This window comes from Bradyrhizobium sp. LMG 9283, from assembly GCF_045571415.1.
Taxonomy (GTDB): Bacteria; Pseudomonadota; Alphaproteobacteria; order Rhizobiales; family Xanthobacteraceae; genus Bradyrhizobium.
Genome location: NZ_CP120691.1, coordinates 1,501,623 through 1,517,388 on the forward strand (window position 1 = coordinate 1,501,623; position 15,766 = coordinate 1,517,388).

The following is a 15,766-nucleotide window of genomic DNA, read 5'->3' on the forward strand; positions in this document are numbered from 1 at the left end:
GCGATCGTTCTCTCACGCCGTCGTGCCTTCGATCGCGCGGCGGATCACCCGCTGCACTTCGGCATTCGACAGAAATAGGTCGTGATTGATGATGCCCCAGCCTTCCTGGGAAGCGTCGACCACGCGCACACCGAGTCGCGCGATGACGGCCTTTTCGGCGGCGCCGACCCTTGTCATTCCACCTGCGATTTGCCCTGAGAGCGCGAGTGCGCGATCGTTGGTCGAGGCGATCACGGTGATCTTGCCCGTTAGCGGACCGATGCGCTGGATCGACGACGAGAACACGTCCATGTCGATATCGGGTGAGGCAAATACCACGGCGCCGATCTTGCTCGTGACCGTGTCGCCGTAACGGGCATAGAGTTGACGCAGGCTTTCGAGCGTCAGCATGGTTCCCATGCTATGCGCAACGATGTGCACGCGGCCGCCGGCTGGACTCGATACCAGCGCCGAGAGCACGCGTTCGAAAGCGTCGCGAGACCACATCGCGCTGTCGCGGTCATAGGCGTAATCGAACAGTCCTGCCCTGGAAGGCCAGGAAAACGCCATGGTCTGGCCTCGGAACCTGATCCCATCCGAGAGATGGGCAGCATCCAGAACGGCCGTCTCGAATGTCTGCTTGAAGCCGTGGACATAGATCAGCACGTCGCCTGCGCCGGCCTGCGCCGCGAGATCGCCTGCGTCGGCCGATATCGGCTCGATCCGATCAAGGCGCCAATCGCCAAGTCCAACCGAGGCGAGGGAAAGGCGGCTCTCGTCCGGCGCCACCAGCCTGGCCCGCGCGACCGTCATGCTCGTCGCACGCTCCGGCCCAAACCAGGGTTTGGTGCGGCCGCCGTTCACGGGCTTGCGCGTGGTGACGACAAACAACGTAGGGTCAACGGAGAGGGACGACGCGTCGAAACGCGCGCCGGTCGCACCCAAGCCGGCGCATCCGCCGAGGACGAGGGCACTTCCTGCCGATAGAAGTCCGCCGAGGAGGGCGCGGCGCGAAACAGGATGACGGCAGGCTTGTTGCAGAGGACGTCGGACGATCACACGGAACCTTTGGGAACTTTGCCCACCGTAATGCCGCCCCGCCTAGCTCCCTGAATGACAATGGAGGCAAGAAGACGGCGTGATAGCTTCGCGGTTCCCTAGATATGGCCCCCTGGCGAGCGCCAGGTCAGGCGATGATCTCGCTCGAATGGACCGCACCACTCGCCCGATCCGCTGTCAACCCCTTCCAACGAAAATATTCCGCTTTACCGAAATTCGGATTTGTCGTATGTGTTGGCCATCCCAGCCCACCTAAGGGGCGGTCGTACGTCGTCACGAACGCGGGCTGGGAGTTGCGGTGGACGCGGACGGCGTTAAAGGCAGGCTTGCGCGTGCAGGGCGAGACGAACCTCGTGAGCATGGCGCTCCCTGCGAAGACGAACGGCGCCGAAGCCCTGCCAAGCCTCTTGGCGAAGCGGGGGCAGCCTGCGTACGGCGAAACCGTGTGGTCCTGGCCGTCGTTGCTACGGTCAAGCCTTGGCGAAGGCGTCACTCGCGTCAACCGGCGCGGGTGCCGTGCATTTCGCTGAAGTGACGGAGGCCAGAACGAACTCGGCTCCGGGGAGAGCAGGCATAAGCCGTCAAACCACTGCGCAGGGAAGGCCGTGTGTTGGGCTTCACCTGTATGCCGCTGTGCAGTTTTCTGCGTGTGCTTTCGCGCAGCGGACCGTGGGTGCCAGCCGGCACCCGGCCTTCCCCATAGGCGTTAAGGTAGCGCGAGCATCGATTGATACGGACGTTTTCGAGGAGGCTCGCGCAGGTGCCGCCCAAGCGCTCGCTTTCTGCGGCGGAAGCAACGGATGGTTGGTTGTGGAATGATCGCTTGTAGCAAGGATGCAACGAGTTGTTGCAAAACACGCCAAGCGCCAGGTGCCGTCAGGCGGCCTGCATCCAGCGGGGAGAGTCCTCGAAGTCGCGGGCAAGCGGCTCGAGCAGCAGGATGATCAAGAGGTGTGCCAGCAAGTAGGGCTTGGCGGAGCGCGGATCGGTTCCAGGTGGCGTCTTGAGACCAATCAGACTCTTCAGTCGCTTGAAGCCAAGTTCGATGCGCCATCGTAGTCGATAGAGCGCGAGTACATCCTTGGTGGAGAACTCGTCCCGTGCGAGCGACGTGACCAGAATGACCCAATCCGCGGCTTCCAGAGTTTCTTTGGAGATGACGCGGTTTTCGTCTTGTGCGTCGCGCCGGGCTTTACGACGCGAAGCCGCGACTGCACCGGCGGGCTTCTTGACTGCGACCAGACGCATAGCCAGAGGCGCACCGTCCTTGCGTTTGATCCAAATCCTCCGATCGATCAGTCCGTGCGCCTTCGCCGCACGCAATTGGGCCATCAGATCGAACGGAAGGCCTTTGGCATCAAGCCAACGTGCGTTCTTCCAGCCCGCTCGGATCAAAACGTCTGCCCCGGCGTCGCGGACAGCGGCGATGCGGTCAGGTTGCAGATAAGCGCGGTCAGCAATGCGGATCTCGTTCTTGACCACCGGTATCCGGTCAAACGTTTCGCCCTCTTGCTGATCTGTCAGCTCGAAGTGACCAAAGCGCTCATATGGCAGATCGAATGCACTATGAACGCGCCAAAGCTCACTGTTCCTGCGCGCAGCCGGTCCTGCCTGAGGCACTGTCGTCGCATCGATAATGCGGATCAGGCGGCCTCGGCTCGCCTTCGGGGCTGCCGCAGCGAGCAAGCCCTCCACCAGCACTGCAAACCAATCGCCACATTGACGCAGGCGATAGAACAACGCCACGCTGCTGAGGTCGGCAAGGCCAACAGCAGCGGCCCACGCGGCTGTCGATCTCAACCCTCTTTCACCCAGACAATAGGCCAGCATCAGCCGAAGTAACGACACCGCATCTGGAATTTGGCGCCGCCGCACGAAAGCCTTCGTCTGGCGCGCACTTATTTCAAGCTGCGCAGCCCCGCCGAGCTGCGCAACCACTCTCGTCCAGTCCTCGTTCAGAAGCGATTCGTCTGCCATCCCGCCTTGGAATCACGTGTGATTCCAACACTCAAGAATAAACTTAACGCCTATGCGGTCTTCCCTGCGCCCTTTCTTCGGGAGGGCGTGAAGAGGGAGCACAGCTCGGGCAAATCATGCCGCGAGGACGGGAGCGCGTGTCTGCGCTTGGTCCGCTAAACGATCTTCCATGTAAGCATGATGCATCGGCCTTCGTGGAGGTGGTCGTTGCCCCCGGAATCTGCCTTGATGCGATTTCAAGGCGGAGGAGTGACGATATGAGTGGTTTGGTGATCTCTGGCGGCCGGGTGGTGGATCCCGCGAGCGGGATGGACGCCGTCGGCGATGTGGCCGTCGTGGACGGCAAGATCGCCGCCGTCGGCTCCTCGCTCGGCGGCGCCGAGCGGGTGATCGACGCGACCGGCCTCGTGGTGGCGCCCGGCTTCATCGATCTGCATGCGCATGGCCAGTCGATCCCGGCCGACCGCATGCAGGCCTTCGACGGCGTCACGACGACGCTCGATCTCGAGGCCGGCGTGCTGCCCGTCGCATCCTGGTATGAGCGCCAGGCGCGGAAGGGCCGTGTGCTGAACTACGGTGCTGCGACCAATTGGGCCTTTGCCCGCATCGGCGCGATGACGGGCTCCAATGCGGAGAGCTCGCTGGAGGCGTTCGGCAACGCCATGCGCGACCGCCGCTGGATGGACAATGTCGCAACCGATGCGGAGGTATCAGGCATCCTCGATCGCCTCACCCGCGGCCTGAACGAGGGCGGCATCGGCATCGGCATTTTGAACGCCTATGCGCCCGGTGCCGGCGTGCAGGAGCTGACGGCCGTGTGCCAGCTGGCTGCGGCCAAGGACGTGCCGACTTTCACCCACGTCGCGTTCATGTCGCGCATCGACCCCGAAAGCGCGGCGGAGGCCTACATCCGCCTGATCGGCTATGCCGGCGCCACCGGCGCGCACATGCACATCTGCCATTTCAATTCGTCGAGCAAGACCGACGTCGAGCGCTGCCGCGTGCTGATCGAGAAGGCGCAGGCGCAGGGTCTGCCGATCACGGTCGAAGCCTATCCGTACGGCACCGGCTCGACCGTTCTGGCCGCCGCCTTCTTCAGTGATCCCCAGTTCGTCGAGCGCAACGGCACCGGCTACGATTCCGTCCAGCGCGTGACCGACGGCTACCGATTCCACGACCGCGAGGAGCTGCTCAAGGCGCAGGCTGAAGAGCCTTCCTCGCTGGTGCTCTGGCACATCCTCGACACCGAGAACAATGCGCATCACCGCGACCTGCTCGACATGTCGGTGCTCTATCCCGGCGGCGCCATTGCCTCCGACGCGATGCCGTGGACGCTCTCTGACGGCACCACCTATACCGGCGATGCCTGGCCGCTGCCGGACGATGCCACCTCGCATCCGCGCTCGGCCGGCTGTTTCACGAAATTCATCCGCGAATGGGTGCGCGAGCGCAAGACCGCGTCGCTGCTGGAGGGCGTGCGCAAATGCGCGCTGATCCCGGCGGAGATCCTCGCGCAGAGCACGCCCGCGATGCGGGCGAAGGGCCGGCTTGCGAAAGACGCGGATGCCGACATCGTTGTGTTCGACTACGAGAAGCTCAGCGATCGCGCGACCTTCACCGCGATGAACCGTCCCTCCGAAGGCGTGCGCCATCTCGTCGTCAGCGGTCAGGTGCTGATCAGCGACGGCGTGCTTGATGTGGCAGCGCGGCCGGGTAAGCCCGTGCGCCGCCCTGTCGTCGAGGGCTGACCCGTGCCGATCCCCATTCTCCTGGTGACGGGCTTTTTGGGGGCGGGCAAGACCACGGTCGTCAACCATCTGCTGGCGCATGCGGAGGGGCGGCGCATCGCCGCCGTGGTCAACGATTTCGGCGCGATCAACATCGATGCGGAGCTGATCGCGGGCGCGGGCGATGGCGTGGTCAGCCTTGCCAATGGCTGCATCTGCTGCTCGCTCGAAGGCGATCTGCTCCGCACGCTGTCGACGCTGCTGCGGCGAGATCCCAAGCCCGACTATATCGTCATCGAGACCAGCGGCGTCGCCGATCCCGCTGACATCGTGCGCAATCTGATGGACCCGGTGATCCTGCGCGAGGCGCCGCTGGAGACGGTGCTCTGCGTGATGGATGCGACGGCGCTGGAAACGGCCCTGGATGACGCGCTGCTGCGGTCGCAGTTGCGCGTCGCCGATATCGTCGCGTTGAGCAAGCTGGATCTGGCGGACGCGGGCGCGGGGGCACGGATGCGCGCGGCCATCCGCGCGCTGCGTGTTCCCGCCGTGGTGATTGATGCGAACCACGGCGACATTCCGGCCGCGCTGCTGTTTCCCGCGGACGTCGATCGTGCGTCCGTGGCGCGCGAGGTGGGCCCGCGGCGGCCGGCAGAGGAGCGCTTCGAGACGCTGAGCTGGACCTCGGACAAGCCGGTCTCGCTGCCCCACTTGCAGCAAGCCATCAACCGGCTGGCGCCAAAGCTGGCGCGCGCCAAGGGCCTGTTCGAGACCATCGAGCAACCCGGCCGCATGATGGTGTTTCAGTTCGCAGCGGGCCGCGCGACGCTGGCGTCCGGCGATGCGCCGGCGCCGGGCGCGCCGCGATCGCGCATCGTCTTCATCGCCGAACTCGGCGTTCTCTCGAAGGCGGAGCTCGATGGGATCATGGAGGCGTGCGTTGCTGCGGTGTGAAGCCCGCGTCGCGTCTCAATCCTCCACGGATAATCCGTCCCCATGGACATACCATTCCGCGCGCGATGACCACTGCACGTGCCGATCGGGTGTCGCATCCAGCTTCTGGTCGAACGCGCCGGCATGGATGATCGCCTCGCGCCCGCTGCTGGTCAAATGCGGCATCGGGCTGCCGCAGATTTTGCAGAACGCGGTGGCAAAGCTTCGCGCGTTGGGCAGATCGAACCGCGCGACCGATGCTTCACCGTGCAGCCATCGCAGCGCCTGCGCCTTCACGATGACCTCGCAGGAATGCGCCGTCCCGGTCGCCTTGCGGCAGCGCGAGCAATGACAGTTGAGGAAACGTTCGAACGGACCATCGACCTCGAAGGCGACCTCTCCACACAGGCAGCTGCCGCGGAACGCCACCATCTCATTCAACCTCCGGCTCGGCCGGGCTTTCGGCCGTCTCGTCCGCATGGATCGGGGGAGTACCGTGGGCGCCGCGCAGTCGGATCATGGTATTGATCACGTCGACGTCGATCTTCAGCATGTCGAGGTCGCGCGTCATCTCGCGCACCTCCTGGCCCTTGCGCGCCAGTTCCTCCGACACGTCAACCGCATCCTGCGCTCGGTTACCCCGCCGGACGTGTTGACGAACAGCTTTGCGCGCATCCATTCCAGTCGCGCCCGCAGGGTGTCGCGCTCGAACTTCTTCTCGGTATAGCGGCGCCGCGCTTCCGTATAGGCGCCGACCAGCGCGGTCTCCGGCAGGCTCCACAATTGCTCGACCGACATCGTCATGCCGTTCAGGTCCCAGGGTAGCAGTACGGATTTCTCCTCCGCACCCCATCAGAGCCTTCCGGCGATCAATTCTCAAGAGGGGATTTACGACCAGAGCCTGTCAAAGCGTCAGCAGAACGCAAGCGCGTTGACGGCCCGCGCCGCCGCGTCCTCCTTGTCGGAGCCGACGAACTGGCAAACGATGGACTCGAGCTCACCCGGCTGCTTGCGGCGTGCGACCGCCAGCAGGCGCATCAAGTCCGCCTCGTCCTTGGAGAGGCGCCGGCAGGACGGCGGCATGAAGCACAGCTCGCATGGCCGGCCGCCGCGCAGGATCCTGACGAGCGCCGCGGCGCGGGCGACCAGCAGCGGACTGTCGGCGATGCCGGGCGCCTCCTCGGCAAAGCGATAGGCCGCCTCCCAACAATCGGAAGCGCCGGTCGCGTAGGCCGCTCCGATGAACCGGAACAGCGACAGCGCGACGCGGCAGAAATGATCGTAGCTCTCGACGCTTCGTGGCGCCGCAAGCGCGGCCTGGAGCGGACAGAGCTGCGACTGACCGGCGTCCGCGACGGCCACAGAACCGCATGCATCCTGCATCATGAATGTTCTCGTCAATGCAGCGTGGGGCTTCCGACCAGCCAGCTCTTCATCGCCATCATCCGGTCATGGTCGAAAGACCGCAGGTGCCGGTCAGGCAGGATGAGACCGGCCATGCGGAAGATCGTTGCAAGCCCCTGGACCGGCGCGAGCGCCCAATCGGCGCCGACCGGTGGCAGCCAGCGCTCGAACTGCTCGCGCGCGACATCGATGCGGTCCTGCTGGGCAGCGGCAATCGCCCGCAAGAGTCCGTGCTCGCTGTCGGACATGCGCGGGCAGGTGGGGCAGTGCACTTCGATCGCCGTATGCGCGGTGCACGCAAAGATCTCGATGATCGACTCCAGCGACGGCACGGCATCGCCGACGCGAAAATGGTCGTACACCTGCTTGATATCGGCCGCGGTCGGGACGGCGCTTCCGCTGCGAGCCTTCGCCCTGAATCCCCAGATGAAGAGCCGCTCCGCTGCGCTCAGCGCAGGGAGGTCGAGTTGCCCCCTATGTGCCGATTGATGCATTGAGCCTCTGGCCTTTGGCTGCGCTCACGCCAGAGTTGGCGCGGATGATCTGCGCCGATCGTTCTGCCAGAGACCGCTCCAAGTCAACGCTCGGAGAGGCGATGTCGAGGTGTTCTAGATTGGAAGAGTTCGTATCTCTGATGCAGTCAGTCTCGCTTGCCTCGACGCCGTACGCAGCATGCCGGCATCGCTCTTCGCGGAATTGTTGGGATTACGGGAACCCGAATGCTTAAAGCTTTGCTAAGGGACCTGGGATAAATTGGCATGACAGCCCTTCCAATTCTTGTGAGCACCGATGATTTTCTCCCGCATCAGTTTCAAGCTGGTCCTGATTGTCGGCATCAGCCTTCTCGGCATGATTGCGCTGGCGCCGGTTGCGCTTTCGACCCTGCGCGCGCAGATGGTCGCCGATCGCCAGGCCAAGACGCAGCACATGGTCGATGTCGGCTATGGCATCCTGGCGCATTACCAGAAGCTCGAGAGCGAAGGAAAACTCTCGCGCGAGCAGGCCCAAGCCGGCGCGATGGCTGAAATCAAGAGCCTGCGCTACGACAAGGTCGAGTATTTCTGGATCAACGACATGACCCCCAAGATGGTCATGCATTCGATCAAGCCCGAGCTCGACGGCAAGGATCTCTCCGGGATGAAGGACCCCGCCGGCAACGCGCTGTTCATGGGCTTCGTCGACGTCGTCAACAAGCAGGGCGCGGGCTTCTACGGCTATCTCTGGCCGAAGCCCGGCTTTGACCAGCCGGTCGGGAAGATCTCCTATGTGAAGGGCTTTGCGCCCTGGGGCTGGATCATCGGCACCGGCATCTATCTCGACGACGTCGACGCCGTCTTCCGCCAGAACGCGATGACCTTTGCCTACATCTGTCTCGCCGTGCTGGTCGTGGTGCTCGGAGCCTCCTTCCTGATCGGCCGCAGCGTCACCCGCCCGCTGGCCAGGATCACCGCGCTGACCGAGCGCCTTGCCGCCGGCGACAGCGCCTTCGACGTGCCCTACACCGATCGCCGCGACGAGGTCGGCGGACTCGCCAAGGCGCTCGCCGTGTTCAAGGACAATGCCTCGGAAGTCGGCCGGATGCATGTCGAGCAGCAGGAGCTGAAGCAGAAGGCCGACGGCGAGAAGCGCAAGGCAATGACCGATCTCGCCGGCAAGTTCGAGGCGAGCGTCCAGGCCGTGGTGCGCGACGTCTTCAACGAGGCGCGCGCGATGCAGCAGGCCGCGCAGGGCATGTCGGAGACCGCGAACAAGGCGAGCGACCGCGCGAGCTTCGTCGCCACCGCCTATCAGCAGGCCTCCAGCAACGTGCAGACGGTGGCCTCCGCCGCCGGCGAGCTGTCGGCCTCGATCACCGAAATCAGCCAGCGCGTTGCACAGGCCGCGACCGTCGCCGACAAGGCCGCCGCCGACGGCCAGCGCACCAACGACACGGTGCAGGGGCTGGCCGCTGCCGCGCACAAGATTGGCGAGGTCATCGACCTCATCAACCAGATCGCCTCACAGACCAACCTGCTCGCGCTCAACGCCACCATCGAGGTGGCGCGCGCGGGCGAAGCCGGCAAGGGCTTTGCGGTGGTCGCGAGCGAGGTGAAGTCGCTGGCGAGTCAGACCGCGAAAGCGACCGACGAGATCGGCGCGCAGATCACCGCGATCCAGGCCGAGACCAACCAGGTCGTCGGCAACATCGAGAGCATCCGCGCCACCATCATGGAGGTCAACGAGATCTCCTCGTCGATCGCCGCCGCGGTCGAGGAGCAGGGCGCGGCGACCCAGGCGATCGCCCACAGCGTGCAGGAAGCAGCGTCCGGCACGGACCAGATCTCGCAGAACATCTCCGGGGTCACCGATGCCACGGCGGAGACCGGCCAGGCCGCCGGCCTCGTGCTGCAATCGAGCGGCCGGCTGACGCAGAAGCTGCAATCGCTCGAGAACGAGGTTAGTGCCTTCGTTGCGGGTGTGCGCGCGGCCTGATCGTCGTCGATCCTGTCTGCCGTGACGCGGATAATCGGCCTCGTCACGGCGCGTGCGGCCGGGTCGAAATTCCGGCCTGCGGGAGCGGTCATCGCGACCGGCTTTCCCGCCCTTGACGGCTGCGATTAAAGTGAAGAAGCAGGATTATCGCACCTGCCGACCCGCGCCTGCCATCGCGGGCATGGAGACCGCCGTATGCTGTTCAAGAAGCTCCTGATCGCCAATCGCGGCGAGATCGCCATTCGCATCGCGCGTACGGCGGCCGACGCCGGCATCGCGACGGTCGCGATCCATCCCGCGGACGATGCGCTGTCGCTGCATGTGCGTGTCGCCGACGAAGCGATCGAAATCCCCGGCCGCGGCGCCCGGGCCTATCTCGATGTCGCTGCGGTGGTGAGGGCGGCGAAGGCGGCCGGCTGCGATGCCGTGCATCCCGGCTACGGCTTCCTCAGCGAGAACGCGGCGTTCGCCAAGGCTTGCAGCGATACGGGCATCGTTTTCGTCGGGCCGAAAGCCGCGGCGCTGGAGCTGTTCGGCGACAAGGTTGCGGCACGTCAGCTGGCGAAACGTTGCGGCGTGCCGATCATCGCCGGCACCAACGGCCCATCGAGCCTCGAGGAGATCACCGCGTTCTTCATCTCGCTCGGCGGCAAGGCGGCGATCGTGATCAAGGCGATGGCCGGCGGTGGCGGCCGCGGCATGCGCGTGGTGGAGAACGCGTCCGATCTCGCGGAAGCCTACGCGCGCTGCCAGTCGGAGGCGAAGGCGGCCTTCGGCTTCGACGGCGTCTATGCCGAGCGGCTGATCCGGCAGGCGCGCCATATCGAGGTGCAGATCATTGGCGACCGCCATGGCGCGATCTCCCATCTCTGGGAGCGCGAATGCACCATCCAGCGGCGGCACCAGAAGCTGATCGAAGTGGCGCCGAGCCCCTCGCTGAGCGATCCCCTGCGCGGCCGTATCATCGAGGCGGCGAAGCAGCTCGCGGCAGCCGCGTCCTACGACAATCTCGGCACATTCGAATTCCTGGTCGACGGCACCGCTGAGGACAGCTTTGCCTTCATCGAGGCTAACCCGCGGCTCCAGGTCGAGCATACCGTGACGGAAGAGGTGCTCGGGCTCGACCTTGTCCGCGCTCAGCTCGCGGTCGCTGCAGGCATCACGCTGGCCTCGCTGGGTCTTGCGCAGGGTTCGATCCCGAAGCCGCGCGGCTATGCCATGCAACTTCGCGTCAACATGGAGACGCTGGACGAGACCGGCGCGACCCATCCGACCGGCGGCGTGCTTGCCGTGTTCGAGCCGCCGTCGGGCCCAGGCGTCCGCGTCGATAGTTTTGGCTATGCCGGCTACAAGACCAGCGCAGCCTTCGATTCGCTGCTAGCAAAGGTGATCGTGCACACGCCGGGCGAGGCCTGGCATGACGTGGTCGCCAAGGCGTCGCGCGCCTTGCGCGAGTTCCGGATCGACGGCGTCATCACCAACATCGCCTTCCTCCAGGCGGTGCTCGCGCATCCCGATTTCAGGACCAACCGCATCGCGACCGATTTCATCGATCGCAACATCGCAAAACTCGTCGAAGCTGCCGATGGCGCAGCCAAGCCGCTTTACTTCGCTGCGACCGATCGAAGCGGCATGCACGCCGCTGAGGCGCACGTCGCGCAAGTCGTACCCGAAGGCGCGGTGATGGTTGCGGCGCCGCTGCAAGGGACCATCGTCACCATTCAGGTGAAGGAGGGTGAGATCGTGCGTCCTGGCCAGCAGCTTGCCGTGATCGAGTCCATGAAGATGGAGCATCTCGTCATGGCCGAGCAGGGCGGGCGCGTCATGAAGCTCATGGTCGGCGACGGCGTCACGCTGATGCACGGCGAGCCGATCCTATATCTCGAGCCGCTCGACGTCGCAGCTGATAGCGCAGCGGCGGAAGCCGATATTGATCTCGATCACATCCGCTCCGACCTCGCCGAGCTGATCGCGCGCCAGGCCAATACGCTCGACGAGAACCGCCCAGCCTCCGTCGAGCGCCGCCGCAACACCAACCAGCGCACCGCGCGAGAGAACGTCGCGCAGCTCGTCGACGAAGGCTCGTTCATGGAGTACGGCAGCCTTGCGATCGCGGCACAGCGCCGCCGGCGCAAGCTCGACGACCTCATCAAGAACACGCCCGCCGACGGTCTGGTCATGGGCGTCGCCACGGTGAATGCCGAGAAGTTCGGCCCCGAGGGCGGCCGCTGCATCGTCGTGGCCTATGACTACACCGTGCTCGCGGGCACGCAGGGCCACATGAATCACAAGAAGATCGACCGCATGCTGACGCTCGCTGAAGACTGGCGCGTGCCGCTGGTGTTCTATGCGGAAGGCGGCGGCGGCAGGCCCGGCGATACGGACCGGCTCGGCATGACCGGCCTCGACGGCCCGTCCTTCGTGCAGTTCGCAAGGCTCTCCGGCCTGGTGCCTGTCGTCGGCGTCGTTTCCGGCTATTGCTTTGCGGGCAATGCTGCGATGCTCGGCTGCTGCGACGTCATCATCGCGACCAAGAACGCCTCGATCGGCATGGGTGGTCCCGCCATGATCGAGGGCGGCGGGCTCGGCGTCTATCACCCGGCCGAGGTGGGTCCGGTCTCGTTCCAGTCGCCGAACGGCGTCATCGACATATTGGTCGAGGACGAGGAAGAGGCGACGCGCGTCGCGCAGAAATATCTGTCCTATTTCCAGGGCGCGGTGACAGAGTGGGAAGCCGCCGACCAGCGCCTCTTGCGCCGCGCGATCCCTGAGAACCGCCTGCGCGTCTACGATATCCGCAGCGTGATCGATCTCGTCGCCGACAAGAATTCCGTGCTGGAGCTGCGCCGCGATTACGGCGTCGGCATGATCACCGCGCTGATCCGCATCGAGGGCAAGCCGTTCGGCCTAATCGCCAACAATCCGCGCCATCTCGGCGGCGCTATCGATGCCGATGCCGGCGACAAGGCTGCGCGCTTCCTCCAGCTCTGCGACGCGTTCGATCTTCCCATCGTCTCGCTCTGTGACACGCCCGGCTTCATGGTTGGCCCCGAAGCGGAGAAGACCGCGATCGTGCGCCACGTCTCGCGCATGTTCGTCACCGGCGCGAGCCTCACCGTGCCGCTGTTCGGCATCGTGCTGCGCAAGGGCTACGGTCTCGGCGCGCAGTCGATGATCGGCGGTGGCTTCCACGCCTCCTTCTTCACCGCGGCCTGGCCGACCGGCGAGTTCGGCGGCATGGGCCTGGAGGGCTATGTCCGCCTCGGCTTCCGCAAGGAGATGGAGGCGATCGCCGATCCCGAGCAGCGCGAGACTTATTACCGCAATAAGGTCGCCGAGCTTTACGCCAACGGCAAGGCGGTCTCGATCGCCTCGGTGTTCGAGATCGACAACGTCATCGATCCCGCCGAAACGCGGCGCTGGATCATGGCGGGCCTTAGGTCAGTGCCGAAGCCGCCGGCGAGGACGGCAAAGAAGCGGCCGTGCATCGATACGTGGTGAGGGCAGTGCAGCAAAATCAATGCGTCGTCAGTCCGGGGCGCGCGTGAGCGCGAACCCGGAATCTCGAGATTCTCAGGTGCGCAATTGCGCACCAGAGCTCGGCTCTTCGAGCCGCCCCGGAATGACCACGAAGCCGGTTCCGGATTGACATCCCCGCCTGTGGTGCCAGACTTTGCACAATAATACAGGGTGGAGACGTCCGCGATGGCCAGCCTTTCGGCCTCGAACCATGTCGCCCGTGTCTTGTCCGTTGCCAACCACGTGGCCGACGTCGACGCCTCTTCGCGGATCGCCAATTCCTGGCGGCGGTGCCTCGTCAATCACAAGCTCGATCCCGCTCGCCAGGGCCCGCCGCAGACGCTGACCGAATCCGAAATCCGGCATGCCGCCGAACCAATGGAGGAGACGATCAGGCTCGCCACGCCCGAGCTCGAGGATCTCGCCCGCGTGCTGCGTGACGCCGGCTATTGCGTCAATCTCGCGGATGCGAACGCGACCATGCTGTTCAGCCGCCTGCCGGGCGAAGCCGACGCAAAGATGTTTCTGGACTGGAAGATCTATACCGGCTCCAATTTCGCCGAGACCTTCGAGGGCACAAACGGACTGGGCACCGCGCTAGCGGAGGCGAAGCCGATCCTGGTGCATCGCGACGAGCATTTTCGCGCGCAGTGGCACATGTTCTCCTGTGCCGTGGCGCCGCTGTTCGACCAGGCTGGACGCCTCGCCGGTGCGATCAACATCACCTCCTGCCGCGAGGATCTCGAACGCGCCGCGCATCAGCTCGCGCTTGCGGTGACGATGGAGGCGACGCGGCGGATAGAGGGCGCGATCTTCCGCGGCCATTTCCGCAACGCCTGGATCGCCACCGTGCCCGGCGACGGCGGCAGTGGCCTCATCGCCTATGACGACGACCGCCGCATCGTCGGGGCCTGCCGTTCGGCGCGCGCGCTGCTGGGCCTCACCGATGGCCTGATCGCATCCGGCATCGATCTGTCGCGCTACATCAAATTCGATCATCATGCCGCGCGTGGTACTGATGAGTTGGTCGAGCTGCGCCGGGCCGATGGCGGTCCGTTGGGGCAGGGGCATGTTGCCCCGCCGCGGCGTGCAAGACCGCATGCGATGCGCCGCGATGCGCCTGGTGGCCGGTTCGATGCCCTGCATCGACTCGCCGGGCGCGATCCCGGTCTGATCCGAAGCGTGAAGCGGCTCATGAGCATCGGTGATCACAATCTGCCGGTGCTGCTGCATGGCGAGACCGGCGTCGGCAAGGACGTGTTCGCGCGCGCCATCCACGCGGCCAGCAATCGCGCGCGCAACAATTATGTCGCGCTGAATTGCGCGGCGATGCCCGAGAGTCTGATCGACGCAGAACTGTTCGGCTACGAGGCCGGGGCCTTCACCGGCGCGCGGCGCGAGGGCTCGAAGGGCCTGATCGTGCAGGCCGATGGCGGTACGCTGTTCCTCGACGAGATCGGCGACATGCCGATTGCGCTCCAGACGCGCCTGTTGCGCGTGTTGGAAAACCGTGAGGTCTGGCCGCTAGGCGCGCTCAAGCCTGTCGCCGTTGACATCCGCCTGATCAGCGCCACCCATCGCGATCTCGGCCGCATGGCGGAAGAGGGCGCGTTCCGCGCCGACCTCTATTTCCGCCTGCGCGGCCTCGAGGTGCACCTGCCGGCCTTGCGCGAGCGTGCCGACCGCGGCGACATCATCCGCCAGATCGCGCGCGAGGAGGCGCCGAATTGCCGCCTGTCGGACGAGGCCTGGTCGCAGCTCGCGGCCTATCCGTTCCCCGGAAACATGCGCCAGCTCCGCCACGTGCTACGGCTCGCCGGCTGTACGGCGGAGAACGGTGTGATTACCGATGCCGATCTCGATCTGCCGCCGTTTGGCGGGAGGGCGGAGCCGGATCTCGCGGCAGCCGAGCGCGCGACGATCGTGGAAGCCCTGCGCCAGCATGGCGGCCGCGTGACGGAGGCGGCGCGTGCACTGAAGCTGAGCCGTGCGACGCTGTATCGCAAGATCAAGCAGCTGAAGATCGAGACGGAGCAATAGGCTGACTTTCAGAGAAAATCGAGCGGCGAGGCGGGTTTCGCCTCTCCCCGCAAGCGGAGCGAGGGGACGTATCTCGTCTGCGGACGCAGCGCGCTTCCTTACGAAAAATCCGACCAGCTCAGATGCCGCGAATCGAGGTCGCCGACTGTAACTGTCTCGCGGATTTCGTGGGGCGTATGAAAACTGCTCCGCAGATAGACCAGTGGCTTGGCCGCATCCGAATGCGACACGCCGCGGACCTCGCCGACGAAGATCGAATGTGTCTTGGTCTCGAACTCCTGCGCCAGCACGCAGTCGAATGCCGCGATCGCGTCCGTCAGCACCGGCGCGCCGGTGGCGCCGCGTGTCCATTGTCCGAAGGCAAAGCGATCGTCGCCGTTGATGCCCTTCTGGCCGCTGAAAGTCAGCGCCAGCATCGCGTGATCCTCGTGCAGGAAATTGATTGCGAAGGCGCCTTCCTCGCGGATGCGCGCGTGCGCACTGGCATTGCGGTTGACGCAGACGATCAGCGAGGGCGGATTGTCCGACAGCGAGCAGGCCGAGGTGACTGTGAGCCCCGTGCGCTTGCCGTGCTCCGCGCCGACTGTGACCAGCGCCACGGCGCCGGCACACTGGCGCATCGCCTGCTTGAAATCCTTTGCGTCCACGGACACGCG

Annotated in this window: 13 protein-coding genes; 5 read left to right on the forward strand and 8 right to left on the reverse strand. The window is 65.2% G+C overall.

Features of this window, described 5'->3' with window-relative positions; genetic code table 11:
* Positions 1-12 precede the first annotated feature (12 nt).
* Together P6U29_RS07115 and P6U29_RS07120 are read right to left on the reverse strand one after the other, a co-directional pair.
* The gene (locus P6U29_RS07115) at positions 13-1,038 is read right to left on the reverse strand and encodes an alpha/beta hydrolase (protein ID WP_407116945.1); all 1,026 of its coding nucleotides are present in this window, start codon (positions 1,036-1,038) and stop codon (positions 13-15) included.
* 876 nt (positions 1,039-1,914) lie between these two features.
* Complete coding sequence (locus tag P6U29_RS07120) at positions 1,915-3,015, reverse strand: IS4 family transposase (RefSeq protein WP_407116946.1); 1,101 nt, start codon at positions 3,013-3,015, stop codon at positions 1,915-1,917.
* A 257-nt stretch (positions 3,016-3,272) separates the two neighbouring features.
* Here P6U29_RS07120 and P6U29_RS07125 point away from each other — a divergent pair, with 257 nt between their 5' ends.
* A complete protein-coding gene (locus P6U29_RS07125) occupies positions 3,273-4,763 on the forward strand; it encodes an amidohydrolase family protein (protein WP_407116947.1) in 1,491 nt (496 codons plus the stop codon).
* A 3-nt stretch (positions 4,764-4,766) separates the two neighbouring features.
* Positions 4,767-5,696: a CobW family GTP-binding protein gene (locus tag P6U29_RS07130; RefSeq protein WP_407116948.1), complete on the forward strand. Its 930-nt coding sequence runs from the start codon at positions 4,767-4,769 to the stop codon at positions 5,694-5,696.
* A gap of 15 nt (positions 5,697-5,711) precedes the next feature.
* On the opposite strand, the gene P6U29_RS07135 is transcribed toward P6U29_RS07130, so the two are convergent.
* The 5 genes from P6U29_RS07135 to P6U29_RS07155 form a co-directional block, all read right to left on the reverse strand.
* Positions 5,712-6,107, reverse strand: a complete 396-nt coding sequence (locus tag P6U29_RS07135; RefSeq protein WP_407116949.1) for a GFA family protein — start codon at positions 6,105-6,107, stop codon at positions 5,712-5,714.
* A 1-nt stretch (position 6,108) separates the two neighbouring features.
* On the reverse strand, positions 6,109-6,246 hold the full coding sequence (locus P6U29_RS07140) for a hypothetical protein (RefSeq protein WP_407116950.1): 138 nt from the start codon (positions 6,244-6,246) through the stop codon (positions 6,109-6,111).
* Positions 6,243-6,479 carry a hypothetical protein gene (locus P6U29_RS07145; RefSeq protein WP_407116951.1) on the reverse strand — a complete coding sequence of 79 codons (237 nt, stop codon included), beginning with the start codon at positions 6,477-6,479 and terminating at the stop codon, positions 6,243-6,245. The genes P6U29_RS07140 and P6U29_RS07145 overlap by 4 nt, the downstream gene beginning before the upstream one ends.
* Positions 6,480-6,587: 108 nt before the next feature.
* Positions 6,588-7,061 (reverse strand): hypothetical protein, encoded by a 474-nt coding sequence (locus P6U29_RS07150; protein WP_407116952.1) that lies wholly within the window; start codon positions 7,059-7,061, stop codon positions 6,588-6,590.
* Positions 7,062-7,072: 11 nt separating this feature from the next.
* Positions 7,073-7,573, reverse strand: a complete 501-nt coding sequence (locus tag P6U29_RS07155; protein WP_407116953.1) for a hypothetical protein — start codon at positions 7,571-7,573, stop codon at positions 7,073-7,075.
* A gap of 295 nt (positions 7,574-7,868) precedes the next feature.
* Here P6U29_RS07155 and P6U29_RS07160 point away from each other — a divergent pair, with 295 nt between their 5' ends.
* The 3 genes from P6U29_RS07160 (at position 7,869) to P6U29_RS07170 (ending at position 15,110) form a co-directional block, all read left to right on the forward strand.
* Positions 7,869-9,551: a methyl-accepting chemotaxis protein gene (locus tag P6U29_RS07160; RefSeq protein WP_407116954.1), complete on the forward strand. Its 1,683-nt coding sequence runs from the start codon at positions 7,869-7,871 to the stop codon at positions 9,549-9,551.
* Positions 9,552-9,746: 195 nt separating this feature from the next.
* Positions 9,747-13,052, forward strand: coding sequence for a carboxyl transferase domain-containing protein (locus tag P6U29_RS07165; RefSeq protein WP_407116955.1), 3,306 nt, complete (start codon positions 9,747-9,749; stop codon positions 13,050-13,052).
* Positions 13,053-13,256: 204 nt separating this feature from the next.
* Positions 13,257-15,110: a sigma-54-dependent Fis family transcriptional regulator gene (locus P6U29_RS07170; protein ID WP_407116956.1), complete on the forward strand. Its 1,854-nt coding sequence runs from the start codon at positions 13,257-13,259 to the stop codon at positions 15,108-15,110.
* A 98-nt stretch (positions 15,111-15,208) separates the two neighbouring features.
* Here P6U29_RS07170 and P6U29_RS07175 read toward each other — a convergent pair whose 3' ends face one another.
* Entirely contained in the window at positions 15,209-15,763 is a 555-nt protein-coding gene (locus P6U29_RS07175) for a flavin reductase family protein (RefSeq protein WP_407116957.1), read from the reverse strand.
* Between the last annotated feature and the right edge of the window lie 3 nt (positions 15,764-15,766).